Genomic DNA, 14,289 nt, shown 5'->3' on the forward strand with positions numbered 1-14,289 from the left:
CAAGGGTTTACCCTTGAGGAAATACAGTTCCGCCAAAATTCCGGGGAGGGGTCGGGAAAAGTGTAATCTGCGTAATCAGAGCAATCGCTAACCTGGAGATCCTTTTCTATCAATGCTTTCGGAGAAGTGCTTGTTGTAATTTTTCCGTAACCTGAGCGTAATCAGATTACAGAATTCAAAGTAATCTCTCGCAAACAGAAAAATCAATAAAAACAATGAGTTGCGAAGCCGCTGTAATCTGGATTACGCTGAATTACAGAAAGCTGTAACCTACGAAACCCAGCATTCATGCGGGTTTGCAGGCGATTTGATGGGCTAATTACGGAGGTTACGCTTTTCCCGAACCCATCCCGGGAATGGCTGGAAAAGCATGAATCCGCCGTGCTGCCGGATGCTGGCCCGTGCGCAGGCTGGCGACACCTTTGCGCCGGTAATATCAGGCTCATGGTCACCACCAGCATTGCCATCGCGCTCGCCTTGGCGCTTGGCATGGCAGGCCTAACTTACTCGTTGGTGGGGGCGCTATTCAGCGTGCGTCTTCAAGTAAGCATCATGCGATGCTGATGTGGCCAAGCGTCACGTGAACAGTCGAATGCGGTCAGAAGCAGGCGTTGATCTCTACGACACAAGGTGGTCACCAATTGAAGTTGGTAGATCAGAGAAATCGTCTTTAGCGACTTTGCTTATCTCAGATTAAGTTGCCTGAGATCGAGTGTCGGCCGAGTATATGGCTTTGACGCTCTTCCTTGTTCATGAGTTGCATGGAGTCGCTGTGCTGCAGAGGTCTTCGCCTAGTTCAGCTCGGTAACATAGCCTCATGCTGAATGAACCATTTCTGTGCGAGTACTGCGTTGCTGATAACGAGCTGCGCTTGGAGCTTCAAGAGCGCGGTAACGTTATTGATGTGTGCCCGATCTGCCATCACAAGGGCGGTAGAGCGCTGCCTGCGTCGGACACTCGAATTAAGCGAACGTTTCGTGCCTTAATTCGGCTGAACTTCTCTGAGTGGGACTACAACCACCACATCGGCGGCGATATATCGCTCGAGATGCTTATTTTTAAGAGCAATGCCATTTTCAACCTTGACGAAAGCGCATCGCTCAGTGAGTTTGAGGAAACTTTCCTAACGATGGAAGAGACTGGCTGGTACCCAGAATCAGAAGATGACATCTCGCTAGGCGGTGGGTACTGGGATGGGGGTATCCTGGAAGGCTTGCGGGACAGTCGAGACGCAACTGTCGAAAACGTAGTCTCGGATGCCCTCAAGCGGAACTGGTTCGAGATGGAGCCCAGTGCCAAGGCCCTCATTCAGTCGCTGCGAGATGACCTTTCGTACGTCATTCCAGCGGGTACGGAGTATTTCCGTGCCCGAGTCGGCGTACAGTCTCGTCTAAAGCGCAAGCGCATTTACCTGCAAGATGGTCAAGACTTTCGGTACCTCCCGTACACGGGCAAAAACATTGATAAACCCCCTGTCTCGGTAGCTACCGAGGGGCGCTTCAACCGTGCTCGTGTCTCCATTCTCTACCTAGCGTCTGACACGCAGACCGCAGTAGCGGAGCTCCGGCCTCATCCGGGCCATCTGATTTCGACGGCGAAGTTTCGGCTGAAACGTGACTTGCGAGTGGCGAACTTCGCCAAGCACGACATCCGAAATTTCTTGAGCGACAGGAGACTGGAAGACCTCCGTAAAATTCTGTCGATTGCGGATGTGCTCAATGTACCCGTGCAGCCTGAGCACCGCGCCCTTTATGCAATCACGCAACTCTTCTCCGATGCGATACGGGTGGATGGTTTCGAAGGACTGACGTTCAAAAGCAGCGTCGGTGCAGGAACTAACCTTAGCTGTTTCGCCAGCGATGCATTCGAGATGGTCGCGGGTGGTGAGGGGGTTCAGGAAGTGGTTTCCCTGGAATACAGACTAGCTGAGATGCCAGTCCTTCCGCAGGACTATGTTGAAGATGCGTTCATCAGAGATGAGGATAGCCCATTGACAACACTGCTACACGGAATGGCACGCCGAGGCTTGGAGAAATAGCTTGCTTTCGTCGGCTTCAGAAATGACCGCAAGCATAAGAGCTGACAGCCGGCTTTGGGCCTAGAAGCCGATCACATCGAATCACGAAGGCCTGTTGTGGGCTCTTTAGCAACTTCTGTGCTGGCTGCAGAGCATGCTTTACCCACTAAATCGTCCAATGCGTCGTGGGTACATATTTGAGAAATTCCCGTAATTTCTCGTAATTTTTAGCCCTCAGCTTTTTTGCAGCAAAGCCAGTCCTGATGGGGCTTCGAACCTTGCGACCTGCTCGTAATTTGCGGTCCACGAAGCGGGCGAGCGCGGCGGGGGCGTCATGGCGCGCCGAGGGTGTTTGGTACGGACGCTCCTCAACTCTTGCTGATGAAGGGTGGGTAGGCCTCGAAATGGCATTGGAAGCAATTGTTCGGGCTCAAACGCATGAATGTGAGGTGCCCGTGCCGAGTGCTGTTGACCGGGATTAGGCTGTAACCGGCTAAGTTCTGCTCATCGGCAATTGCGCCTTTTGGTCGACGTGGCAAAGACCTGCAGCAAAGATCTCTGAGATTGGGTCGCCAAGCTCACGGGCGGCATAAAAAACCGCTCAAATGTTCTGAGAAGGATTTCATCTCAGGGTCATGCAGGTCACAGAGTAGTTCATTAATCTGCTCTGAGGTGAGAAGCTGACGGCGCTGAATTTGCTCGTAGAGCTTTTTCGCCGCAAGCTGCTCACCACCTTGGAATGCGTGTTGGAAGTCTTGTCGACGGTAGGCATCCCATAGTGCTTGCTCAACGTTGTGCAATGGGATGCAAATCGTACCTCTTGGAAGATCACGATAGCTTTGATCTCCGTCCAGGACCGATATGACGTGCGGCTCTGGCCCGAAGAACTGGGCGCTTCGGTTCCGTCGCATCAGGTCCGTAACCTGTCCAGCACCTCCTATATAGATGATCTGGAACGAGAAGAATGTTGGTGGGCAGTAACGCCTAATCACGTACTCAAGGAACTGCTTCAGAACGTCGTCTTCTGTCAGTATGTAACGGTCAGACCCGCGGAACCCAAAGAGAATGCTCTTTACAGAATTGAACGACATGGGCGTCATCGTGACGCCTTCAGCTGAGCGCTCTAAGTATGCAAGCTCGGTCACATCTAACGTCTGCATCAGCGCTAGGGAATGTGTCGTGAACACTACCTTGGCCTTGTAGTGAAGAGCCAATAGACGAAGTTGAGCTGTCAACCGTGCTTGAGCTTTTGCGTCGAGCGACGTGTCGATCTCATCAATAAACACCAAGGGGCGGCCCGCAGTGACTAGTCGGAAAAGATGGATTAAAAAATACTCACCTGAGCTGAAATAGTCCTCTCGCAAGTAACGGTCACCGCCAAGCATGAAGCAGCAGCAAGAACCACGACGGAGGCGAATTTCGATCAGATCGTTGAATCTGCCATCTCCATAGACCTCGTTGAGGAAGCCAATCATTTCTGCTGGTTTTGTGTACTGGCCTAGTACGATAGCCCGCCGGATTTCTAAGTCAGAGCCCACAAGCGTTCCAAAGAACGTAAACCTTTTTCCGTACGGCGCAGGTAGCTCTATCGATAGCAGGTTTTTTACGTCATCTGGTATCGGGCTACGTGTGCTAAGTGAGCGTGTTTTAGCGTCGTATCCGAAGATGAACTCGCTATCCCCAACACGATAGGTAATCCGGCTGCTAGGTGTGATTGAGCCCGCTGACGAGGTTCGAATGAATGTGTCGGCGAGCGCTAGGTTCAATAGTGACTTGGCCAGGGTTGTCTTGCCGGTTCCATTTCCGCCAACGATGCCAAGCACTCCAGGAGCATCAAGGTCTACCGTGAAGGCATACCGTCCAACTGGTGGGATATTCTCAATTTCGACTTGAAGCTGCATGGCTACGAAAAAGATCGGTGCAAGAAGTAATCAACTGTGGCTACCCCGAACTTGCGGCGCAACTTATCGAGATATGCTTTGTCGATAGTGTTCACGTAGTTGATTAGCCCCGAGAGCCTACGTTCCCCTTTTGTAAGGCTATGGCCGACATACTCAACGAATCTGGATCGATTCGTTGCGTGAAAATGGAGCAAGACCTCGATTTCGTCCTTGATAGAGGCGTCCACTGACACGCTTCCATCTGGGAGAAGCACCATTCCCAGAAGCTTGACTTTTGTTCCTCGATGCAGGTGCTTCGATTTGGACTGATTCAGCGTGAAATCATTGGAGAAGGTTTCCTGCAACGTACCTTCGATCAGTTTTTCAATTTCGTGTAGGGGCTCTTTAGTCTTGGCAGACACGATGATGTCATCGGAATAGCGAGTAATGCGCAAACTGCGGTCATCGCAATTTCGCTTCATTGCATCGTCAAAGGGCTTTAGTGCTGAGTTACTGATACCAGGAGAGGTTGAGAACCCGACCGGCAAGCCTGTCTCAGGACAAACCAAGTGAACGAAACGGTCTAGCCAGAGGTCGAAGTCTGAAATCGGAGTGCGATCCTTAGCCTGCGCAAGCGTCAGTCCAACACGCTCCCATGTAATGCTTGGGAAAAAATGGGAAATGTCGCAGACAAAGAAATACTTGCTGTCCTTGTGGCAGACAACTGCATCAAGAGCGCTCATTCCTTTTCGGTAGGAGTAGACGACATCTTCATTGATTGGCAGGAAGTCGACGACAAAAAGCCGAGTGAAATCTAGACACGCAGCCAGAATTTCATTGGGAGCAAGGATTGCGCGAGTGTGACCAGCCTTGGTGTATTGCTCTCTCTTGCAGTTGAGCAATACATCTAATTGGGCTAGATCTTGGAATCTGTATTTGTCGTGATAGACGGCATTGAACAGATCTTCTAGTGGGCGTTTTGCAACCGTTTTAAGCGGGGTGGACATTCTAGAAAAGTACCTTAAAATTGACCCCATGTCAGCTGACTAGGAGCATCTCCAGTCATATAGGCTGACCTCTAGGCCGTCTGATCTACTTGTGTGGTGAGCTTACGCCAAGCTCGCCACACAAGGCGTAGAAGATCAACGTCTCAGATCCGAGTTCTTCTTTGATCGTAGACCACCTTTGCTCGGCCTATGCCATTTCTGGCAATTTGGCTCTGACTTACTTCCTGGGACCCGTCCCACTTTGTCTCGTCTTGTCGGGTACTAAGCCTGCTTGAACTCCAGCACTTCGGCCCCTTGGCGCAGCTTGTCCAGGTAGTCGGCCCATTGCTGCATAACCGTGGTGCGCTCATCGACGAAAGTGGCTCGGTCATAGGCCCCGTTATGGGTCTTGCCACCCACGTGGGCTAGTTGGTCCTCGATCACGTCAATGTCGATCTTAAAGACCTCGCGCAACAGGGTGCGGCCAGTCGCACGGTAGCCGTGCCAAGTGTGAACGTCCTTGTAGCCCATTGCGTGCAAGGCCGCATTGACGGCAGCTTCGCTCATGGGTTTGGCATGGTCGCGGAGGCCGGGAAATACATACTCGCGGCCAGCTGTTACGGGGTACAGCTTGCGTATGGCCACAACGGTTTGGCGGGGCAATGGAACCTTGTGCGGCGCGCCGTTCTTCTTCCCCTCGACATTGCGTTTGAGGTCAGCGCTTGGGATAGTCCAGAGCCCTGCATCAAGGTCGAGATCAGCCCAGCGCATGGTCCGTAGGTTGCCGGGGCGTTGGAACAGTATGGGGGCAATGTAGAGCGCTGTCCGCACTACGGGGCCGCCGCCATAGCCGTCGCTGGCGCGCAGCAGTGCCTGGATCGGTGATGGCCGGGAAATGGCCCTTCTGGCGCGGTTTGAGGGCTTTCTTGATGTCCTGGGCAATGTCCCGCGTGGCGCAGCCTCTGGCGATTGCGTATTGCCAGACTCCTGATGCCGTGGTGAGCAGCCGGTGTGCGCTTTCCACTGCGTCGCGGTCTTGTACGCGCTCACATGCTTTCAGCAATTCAGGCGGCTCGACTTCTCCGATCACACGCTGGCCAAGAAAGGGGTACAGGTCTTTCTCCAGGCTTCGGGCTTCGCGGTCGTAGTGTGTCGTTGACCAGCCCGGCCGTTTGTTCGCCAGATAAGCGCGGGACATGGCTTCCACGGTGTTGAGTGCTGCCACCGCCTTGTCTTCTTTGAGGCGCTGCTTGTTCTGGCTGGGGTCTACGCCTTGCGCCAGCAGGGCGCGGGCATCGTCACGGCCACGGCGGGCTTGGGCGAGGGTGATAGCGGGATACACGCCGAGCGCCAGTGTCTTTTGTTTGACCTCGAAGCGATAGGCCAACCGCCAATACTTGCCCGCCGCTTTGACGTGCAGGTACAGCCCACCACCATCGCTGTGCTTGTCGCCAGCTGCTTTGCCGCTGTGCTTGGTGTTTTTGATGAACGTATCGGTCAGTGCCATGTGGCCCCGTTGGTTCTAGTTGTTGGTATCTGATTTTGGCTCTGATTGAGCTACCAACGAAAGTACCAACAAAAGCTGGGTTGTCTTGAGGCGTGGTGCGATTACTTGCGACAAAGAAAAACCCGCTTCCCTATGAGAGAAGCGGGTTTTGAAGCGATTTGACGTTGTGTGCGTCGATGTCCTGGCGGAGGCTGTGAGATTCGGCGTCAGGTGATGAAAGTTATTAAAAATCAATGGCTTATGATTTTCGAAAAACTGCGTGTGTACCACTCAAATGGACCGGCTAGTGTACCAGTACGAAGCTCCTTAAAGTAGCGGTGTCGTAGACCTCAGTTGACTTAAATGTCAGTTAGCCTTGACCAAGCTGGTGGTCATCAGCAACAGTAACTGACCTCTTGGCTGTGGAGGCCGCAGTTCATATCGTCAGCCCGAACTGCCGATTTCAGCTAGGTAGCAGTCATCCTGACTACCATGCGACTAGGCATCTGTCTATGACAGCTTTTTTTGTCAACAGTAATTGTGATTTATGAGCTGAGTGGCAGCCACTAGCCTGAAGTAACCTCTCGGGAAATGATGCTGGCCGACTACTTCTGGCCGTCTGCGACCGTCGCAAACGACCCAAAGTGGACCTCCACGATTAATCTATCAACGTCAGCTTTCCTATTGGGAATGGGGGGGCAAAGACCTAGCAAGGAATTCTGATGTCACGTTTTTTTGTTACTGCCCATTGCTCTCGTTGAGTCGAAACCTGTCTCAGTGTTGTCTAGAAAATATTGTCAAACGGGGATTATTCAGAGATAGTCATCTGCCGATGAAATATTCACTACTTGCCTTGGAGCGACGATGCTGGAAACAAAAGAGGGACTGTTTCGACCGCTTATCTTGGCTGTAGATGATTCACCAGACAATCTTTGGCTACTGTCAGGTTTGCTAAAGGATAAGTATCGCCTCAAGCTTGCAAATTCAGGCGAAAAAGCGATGGAGATCGTTCGGCAAGATCAGCTTCCCGACTTGGTGCTGCTGGACGTAATGATGCCAGGTATGTCTGGGCATGAGGTGTGCCGCCTGCTTAAAGAATCTCCAAAGACTAGGCACATTCCTATCATCTTCCTAACTGCGATGACAAGCACGGACGATGAGACTGCGGGGCTAGAGATTGGCGCTGCTGATTTCATTACGAAGCCGATCAACCCGCCAATACTTTTAGCGCGTGTCACTTCGCAGCTACAAGCCAAAGCTGGTGCTGATGCGCTAAGAGACCGCAATTCTTTCTTGGATAACGAGGTTCAGCGGCGCACCCGTGAAGTAGCTGCGATTCAAGATGTCACCATCCTAGCAATGGCTTCTTTAGCTGAGACGCGTGATAACGAAACGGGCAACCATATACGGCGGACCCAACACTACGTAAGAACGTTAGCGAAGGCTCTACAAGATCATCCCCGTTTTCGCGCTTATCTTGACGATCATGTGATCGATATGCTGTTCAAGTCCGCACCACTGCACGACATTGGAAAGATTGGCATTCCTGATCGTATTTTGCTAAAACCCGGTCGTTTCGAGCCTCACGAATTTGAGATTATGAAGACGCATGCGATGCTGGGTCGGGATGCGATTGAGCACGCAGAAGATCAGTTGGGGATGCCTGTCGACTTTCTGAAGTACGCCAAGGAAATTGCATTTGGCCATCATGAGAAATGGGATGGTAGTGGCTATCCGCAGGGACTAAAGGGTGACGCAATTCCGATTTCGGCGCGCATTATGGCAGTCGCGGATGTCTACGATGCCTTAATCAGTCGCCGCGTCTACAAAGAAGGTATGCCGCATGAAAAAGCCGTGAACATCATGCGAGAAGGCCGTGGGACACATTTCGATCCCGATGTTCTTGATGCATTTCTTGATGTGCTGAATGAATTTCAGGACATTGCTAAAGCTTTTGCAGACAAAGATTCAGATTTAGCACAAAAGAAACGTGAGCTTGAAATCTCCCAAGGTGGCACGGTTTCTCCAGACCAAGACGAAGCTTGAAGTCGCTGTGTCCCGCTAATGATTGCGCACTCCTATTACCGATGAGAACTCGCCCATGAATGGATTGATTCAGCAATACCATCGGTCTTCATTGACTGCCAAGTTAGCTTCTGCATTTGCTGTAGTTCTTTTGATGGCAGTGCTAATTAGCGTACTTGGGTTGTATGCAATAGGAAGAGTTAGCAATCAGATCAAGGACATGTACGAGAACGAGCTTCAAGGCATCTCTGATGCACGAGCCGTACAGTTTTACTATGCCGACATGGGGCGCTACTTACGAGATGCCCTATTGACTAACGACGAGTCTGACCGCGCGAGCGCGCTGCAACTACTGGATAAGACTCACAGAGATCTTAGTCGTGAAGTAGCAGAGCTGCGTAAACGTATTTTTCGGGAAGATAACCGGCGTAGATTAATTACATTTGATGAGAGCTATGCGGCATATCGCCTAAGTACGGAGCAGGTCATTGAACTGGCTCGACGCGGTAATTTAAATGAGGCTCGCCAACGCATTTCAAGCAGAGAGTTCAAGCTGAAGGGTGATGCTGTAGCGCAAGCGATGGAAGCCGTTGCCTCTACCAAAGAGCAGGCTGCTCGCACCACATTAAAAGCAGTCCAAGATCTCGCTCAAGAGACGCGATTTCGCGGAACAGTTTTACTGATATTGGGAGGGCTCCTCAGCGTACTTTTTGCTTGGCTGATTGTCCGTTCAATTCGCATATCAGCAGTAGAACTTCGCACCGCGGTAGAGCGTATTGCCGGAGGCGATTTGCAGCAAGAGGTGCCGCATACCACCTATCAGAACGATGTTGGTGCACTAGCACGTGCCGTAGCTGTGCTGCAAGAGGTTGCCCGCGAGCTGGAGGTACAACGATGGGTAAAAACTCACACCGCCACGATTTCTGCTGAACTCCAAGCCAGTCATTCTTTTGTCGAGCTAGCGCAGCGCTTTTTTGCTCTGACAGCCCCATTGCTGGAGATTGGTCATGGAGTGCTGTACATCTATGAAAAAAAACATCGACGCCTGCGCTTACTGACAGGTTTCGCTTATCGCGAGCGTAAATCTCTGGAGCAGTATTTTCAGCTTGGTCAAGGCCTAGTAGGTCAGTGTGCGCTTGAGCGTAGTCCCATCGTATTAACAGATCCTCCAGAGGACTATGTACGAATTGGTTCTGCATTAGGGGATGCAGTACCTCGCTCCATCAGCGTATTACCAATAGTTCGTGGCGAAGAGTTGCTGGGCGTACTAGAGATCGCTAGCTTGGAGCTTGGAACACCTGCACGGCAAGCTCTTTTAGATGCATTGATGCCTTCGCTTGCGGCGAATTTGGAAATTTTGGAACGTAATCTAGCCACGCAACGTTTGCTTGAAGAAACGCAAGGACAAGCGCAAACGCTGGAGAAGCAAGCCTTCGAGTTGGCGCAGCAAAAAGATGCCATTAAGGCTACGGAAGCTTGGTATCACAGCATCATCGAATCTTCACCTGACGGAATGCTTGTAGTTGATTCAGGTGGGCACATAACATTGGCTAATCCATTGGTAGAAGCGATGTTTGGTTACGCGCCCAATGAATTAATTGGATTGCCAGTTGAGACGCTGGTTCCCCTGTACGCCCGAGATGGACATCCCGCACGGCGAAACAGTTTCGCCCATGAGGGTGGAGCTCGTCTAATGGGGGCAAGCGGCAGTCGTCTATTTGGACTGCGCAAAGACGGGGTGCAGATTCCTATCGAGGTTGGCCTGGCGCGCTTACCTGATATAGGCGGGCGTGGTGAATGCGTCTGTGCGTCGGTACGCGATGTGACTGAACGCCGCCGCGCTGAAGACGAAGTGCGTCGTGCGCGAGAACTGGCTGAAGAGGCTACGAAAGCCAAGAGCGAGTTTTTGGCGAATATGAGTCATGAGATTCGAACGCCCATGAATGCGATTATTGGTATGTCGCACCTGGCTTTGCAAACGGACCTCAATACCAAACAGCGCAACTACATTGAGAAGGTGAACCTCTCTGCTGAGAATCTGTTGGGCATCATCAACGACATTCTCGACTTCTCAAAAATCGAGGCTGGAAAATTAACCATGGAGTCCGTTGATTTCCGCTTGGAGGATGTGCTTGACCGCGTGGCTGATCTTACGGGTATGAAGGCAGAAGACAAAGGTCTGGAGCTACTGTTCAACACATCTGTGGATGTTCCAACAGCCTTAGTGGGAGATCCATTGCGGCTTGGACAGGTGCTGGTTAATTTGTGCAGTAACGCGGTTAAGTTTGCTGAACAGGGTGAAGTTGTTCTTGGCGTGGAACTCGTTGCCCAGCAGTCCGAAGAAGTAGAGCTGCACTTCTGGGTTAAGGATTCGGGAATAGGCATGACGCCCGAACAGTGTGGACGGATTTTTCAGTCTTTCAGCCAAGCTGACAGCTCAACAACACGTCGTTATGGCGGTACAGGTCTTGGCTTGGCCATTTCACATAACCTGGTTGAGCTTATGCATGGTCACATCCGGGTCGAAAGTGAGCTGGGACGAGGTTCGACCTTCCACTTTAATGCACGCTTCGGTTTGCAGGCCTACCCTATGCCGCTGCGTATGTTTAATGCAGAGGAGCTTCTGGGCCAGCGAATCTTGGTTGTTGACGACAGCGCGGCTGCACGAGAAATACTCTCAACGATGGCACAGCGTTTCGGCCTGGAAGTCGACGCTGCACAGAACGGGCATGATTGCCTGCGCATGGTTCAACAAGCGAATGAGCGCAACCTCCCCTATGACCTTGTACTAATGGACTGGCGCATGCCTAGCATGGACGGGGCAGAGACTGTATGGCGCTTGCAGTCGGAGCAAAGTAAAAGTGCACCTGCGGTCATCATGGTCACAGCATTTGGACGGGATGATGCCTTGTCTGCCTTGCATAGCAAAGGAGCTCACGTTAATGCTGTGCTCACCAAGCCAGTGACTCCTTCGACGCTATTAGAAGCGGTGGGTGAGGCATTAGGTAAAGGCCAACTTGTGGTTTCTCGTGCTGCATCAAAGGCTCAAGGAGAGCAGCAGCATTTGCAAAAGCTCAATGGAGCACGTGTACTTCTTGTGGAAGATAACGAGCTTAATCAGGAGCTGGCGCAGGAGTTGCTACATGATGCGGGATTGACGGTAGTGGTGGCGAGGAACGGCCAGGAGGCTCTTGACTGTTTAGCAGAGGATGCAAAGTTCGATGCCGTGCTTATGGACTGCCAGATGCCGGTTATGGATGGTTTTGTCGCAACAGCAAAAATTCGTGCACAACGAAAGTTCGATGCGATCCCAATCATCGCTATGACAGCCAATGCAATGGCCGGTGATCGAGAAAAAGTGATTGCCGCAGGCATGGTCGATCACATACCAAAGCCCTTGCGCGTGGGAGAAATGTTTGCCTGTCTGGCACGCTGGATACAGCATCCGCCGGAAAAATCCGTAGCTCGCGAGGACGCCGCAGTAGGCAAGTATGGTGAAGCTCGCATTTCATCTGAGACCAGAAATCACGCCTTGTCCGACATTCAAGATTTGCCCGGTGTGAATTTGCAAGAAGGTCTTCGAATCGCGCAGCAGGATGTGAAGCTTTACCGTCGGTTGCTGAACATTTTTTCACGCGAACACTCAGAGTTCGTAGCCCAATTCACTTCTGCAATTCGAGTTGGCGATCAAACTCAGGCTACACGCTTGGCGCATACCCTCAAGGGGGCATCTAGCACCATAGGTGCCATACCCTTGGCCGCAACAGCTAGTTCGCTTGAATCAGCTTGCTTGTCTGCTGCTAAAGAGGTTGATCTGATGGAGCAACTGGGTCGCGTACAGGTTCATCTGGATCCTTTGATTGATCATTTGCAGAAGTTAGTTAAGGAGTCAGCGTTGCCTGATTCTTCAACTTCATTACGTCCCTCAAAGGGGAGATCAAGCAGCTCACAGAGGATGCTGGAACAGCTTCATCAGCTTTTGCAAGATAGCGACGCTGAGGCCGGTGAATTTCTAGAAACTCTGATAAAGCAACTGGAAGATGAAAATGATCCGCTTGCCAATCAACTGGCTATTGTGACGCGCGCCATTGAAAAGGTGGACTTCGAGGCAGCTTCGGCAGCTCTTGATAAGGCTAGAGGCTTATAAGCGGTACGGTATGAATAACTTCATACATACTTTTCTTGCGCTATTGTTCTTCGCTCTTACGGGAGGAAGTGCACATGGGCGATCTCTCGCAGAGATTCGCAGCACAGGTGAACTTCGCGTGTGCGTGGCTGGATCAAGCGCAGATTTTTATCGAGAGAATGCCGAAGAATTCGCTAGATATTTAGGCGCTCAAGCAAAAACAGAAGTTTTGCTGAACTGGGATGCACAGTTCGCTGTCACTGAAGAATTTGCTGCAAGGCTTGATCAAGCAGATGCTACGCCTTTAGCGTCTGGGCGCTGTGACTTGTATCCCAACGATCTTCACATCACTCCGCAGCGTCAGCTAAGGATGGTGCTAGTGCCATATTTTTCAACTCGCAGCGTAGTAATTGCTAGACCGGAGTTGCGCGCTTCGCTGCGCAATCAGCGTGACTTAAGAGGCCGTACAGCAGCGGTGCAAGCGGGTACTGCCTATGAAGCTTGGTTGCGAACTTTCAATTCCACAATCAAAGATGATCCAGTCAAGATCAATCTTGTCGATACTGCTCAGGCCATGCGGGAGGTCGTTGAACGCCGTGCAGACTTTACTGTGATTGCGGCGGAATCAGCCTTTAAGTGGGTTCGCGATGACTTGGATAACTTAGACCTGCTGTTTCCTATTGGAGATGTTACGCAAGTAGGTTGGGGCATTGCCTCAAACATGCCGGACTTGGAGTTGGCTTTGAATGAGTTTTTTGATCAAAGCCGCCGAGTCGGCTCTGGGTTGGATCGCTCATGGCGTAAAAAGTATGGTGTTTCATTGATGGAGTATCAAATGTTCACCGCCTCTTTTGATACTGAATCTCGGTGGCGAGAACTCCTTGTCAAATGGGGCATCCCTGCTGGTTCAGCATTGGCGGGGTTGCTGCTGGCTATGGTTTTTTGGGCGAGACGCTTAAAACGTGAGGTTGCTCAGCATCGCAAGGTCTCACAGGCGCTGAGTGAAAACCAAGAACTTATGCGTGAAGAAGTCAGTCGCGGGAAAGCGGTATCTAACTTACTCATGAGGCTACAACTTGTAGATTCTTTAGAAGCATTCGCGCAAGTAACGCTTCAAGAATTGGCGCTTCATCTGCCATTGGGGCAAGGGTTGATCGCAATGGTTAGCGAAGACAATAAGAGCCTGATTGCGCTTGCACACTACGCAGGCGTTTCCCCCACACCTGCGGAATCACTAAGAGAATTTCCGACTGCCGCAGGTTTGATGGCAAGGTGCGCCGCTACTGGAGAGTTAGTTACGGTGAATTCGCCGGGCAAAGATTATCTTCGTGTGCGATCAGGTCTGGGCAACTGTGAGCCTGTATCAATTGTGATGATGCCAATACGCCATGCCGGACAGGTAGTTGCGGTAATTGAAATGGCGACTATGCACCCTGTCAGTCAAGAGCATTTGGGGTTGCTCGCTGCTTTAGAGCCTATCGTTGCGACCGGAATACATCGTCTTCAAAAAGATGCTGAGACTTTCACAAAGCAGTCTTTGAAAGAAGTGCATTGAAAGACCGCTTCTGGCCGAGAGCGCCATTTCGGTCAAGCCCCCCGAAAGCAGTCGCTGGCTGGTTTGCTGCTGCCAGTGATAGACAGCTTTTGGGGGCCACGATGATCGCGTGCTTCCGGCCAATAGCGGTCTTCGAGCAAGATCGTCAGCAGTTGAGTCAAGCTCATAGCATCTACTGTGGTGACTTGGCGAGTAGCTAACGTTGTCTTACTTC

9 protein-coding genes are annotated in these 14,289 nt (G+C 51.4%); 4 read left to right on the plus strand and 5 right to left on the minus strand.

What is annotated here, in order from left to right; genetic code table 11:
• Positions 1-817 precede the first annotated feature (817 nt).
• On the plus strand, positions 818-2,038 hold the full coding sequence (locus IB213_RS03890) for an RES family NAD+ phosphorylase (protein WP_192405448.1): 1,221 nt from the start codon (positions 818-820) through the stop codon (positions 2,036-2,038).
• Between the two features lie 557 nt (positions 2,039-2,595).
• Here the strand turns inward: IB213_RS03890 and IB213_RS03895 are convergent.
• The 4 genes from IB213_RS03895 to IB213_RS03910 all read right to left on the minus strand — a co-directional run bounded on the left by IB213_RS03895 (position 2,596) and on the right by IB213_RS03910 (position 6,390).
• Entirely contained in the window at positions 2,596-3,918 is a 1,323-nt protein-coding gene (locus IB213_RS03895; protein WP_192405449.1) for an AAA family ATPase, read from the minus strand.
• Between the two features lie 2 nt (positions 3,919-3,920).
• Complete coding sequence (locus tag IB213_RS03900; RefSeq protein ID WP_192405450.1) at positions 3,921-4,904, minus strand: reverse transcriptase domain-containing protein; 984 nt, start codon at positions 4,902-4,904, stop codon at positions 3,921-3,923.
• Between the two features lie 261 nt (positions 4,905-5,165).
• Positions 5,166-5,654, minus strand: a complete 489-nt coding sequence (locus tag IB213_RS03905) for a site-specific integrase (protein ID WP_192405451.1) — start codon at positions 5,652-5,654, stop codon at positions 5,166-5,168.
• Positions 5,641-6,390 carry an integrase arm-type DNA-binding domain-containing protein gene (locus IB213_RS03910; protein WP_192405452.1) on the minus strand — a complete coding sequence of 250 codons (750 nt, stop codon included), beginning with the start codon at positions 6,388-6,390 and terminating at the stop codon, positions 5,641-5,643. The genes IB213_RS03905 and IB213_RS03910 overlap by 14 nt, the downstream gene beginning before the upstream one ends.
• Before the next feature lie 843 nt (positions 6,391-7,233).
• Between IB213_RS03910 and IB213_RS03915 the strand changes: the two genes are divergently transcribed.
• From IB213_RS03915 to IB213_RS03925, 3 genes are read left to right on the plus strand one after another with little or no spacing between them, the layout of a single operon-like run.
• Positions 7,234-8,415 carry a two-component system response regulator gene (locus IB213_RS03915; protein WP_192405453.1) on the plus strand — a complete coding sequence of 394 codons (1,182 nt, stop codon included), beginning with the start codon at positions 7,234-7,236 and terminating at the stop codon, positions 8,413-8,415.
• A 55-nt stretch (positions 8,416-8,470) separates the two neighbouring features.
• Positions 8,471-12,541 carry a response regulator gene (locus IB213_RS03920; protein WP_192405454.1) on the plus strand — a complete coding sequence of 1,357 codons (4,071 nt, stop codon included), beginning with the start codon at positions 8,471-8,473 and terminating at the stop codon, positions 12,539-12,541.
• Between the two features lie 10 nt (positions 12,542-12,551).
• Positions 12,552-14,075 carry a transporter substrate-binding domain-containing protein gene (locus tag IB213_RS03925; protein ID WP_192405455.1) on the plus strand — a complete coding sequence of 508 codons (1,524 nt, stop codon included), beginning with the start codon at positions 12,552-12,554 and terminating at the stop codon, positions 14,073-14,075.
• Positions 14,076-14,107: 32 nt separating this feature from the next.
• On the opposite strand, the gene IB213_RS18215 is transcribed toward IB213_RS03925, so the two are convergent.
• On the minus strand, positions 14,108-14,242 hold the full coding sequence (locus tag IB213_RS18215) for a hypothetical protein (RefSeq protein ID WP_255501817.1): 135 nt from the start codon (positions 14,240-14,242) through the stop codon (positions 14,108-14,110).
• Between the last annotated feature and the right edge of the window lie 47 nt (positions 14,243-14,289).

It is taken from the genome of Comamonas sp. CMM02 (assembly GCF_014851485.1).
GTDB classification, from domain to species: Bacteria; Pseudomonadota; Gammaproteobacteria; order Burkholderiales; family Burkholderiaceae_C; genus Comamonas; species Comamonas avium.

Bases quoted from the DNA above. Each gene is read 5' to 3' on its own strand.
- IB213_RS03890 (WP_192405448.1), top strand. From the start codon at position 818: ATGCTGAATGAACCATTTCTGTGCGAGTACTGCGTTGCTGATAACGAG.
- IB213_RS03895 (WP_192405449.1), bottom strand. From the start codon at position 3,918: ATGCAGCTTCAAGTCGAAATTGAGAATATCCCACCAGTTGGACGGTAT.
- IB213_RS03900 (WP_192405450.1), bottom strand. From the start codon at position 4,904: ATGTCCACCCCGCTTAAAACGGTTGCAAAACGCCCACTAGAAGATCTG.
- IB213_RS03905 (WP_192405451.1), bottom strand. From the start codon at position 5,654: ATGCGCTGGGCTGATCTCGACCTTGATGCAGGGCTCTGGACTATCCCA.
- IB213_RS03910 (WP_192405452.1), bottom strand. From the start codon at position 6,390: ATGGCACTGACCGATACGTTCATCAAAAACACCAAGCACAGCGGCAAA.
- IB213_RS03915 (WP_192405453.1), top strand. From the start codon at position 7,234: ATGCTGGAAACAAAAGAGGGACTGTTTCGACCGCTTATCTTGGCTGTA.
- IB213_RS03920 (WP_192405454.1), top strand. From the start codon at position 8,471: ATGAATGGATTGATTCAGCAATACCATCGGTCTTCATTGACTGCCAAG.
- IB213_RS03925 (WP_192405455.1), top strand. From the start codon at position 12,552: ATGAATAACTTCATACATACTTTTCTTGCGCTATTGTTCTTCGCTCTT.
- IB213_RS18215 (WP_255501817.1), bottom strand. From the start codon at position 14,242: ATGAGCTTGACTCAACTGCTGACGATCTTGCTCGAAGACCGCTATTGG.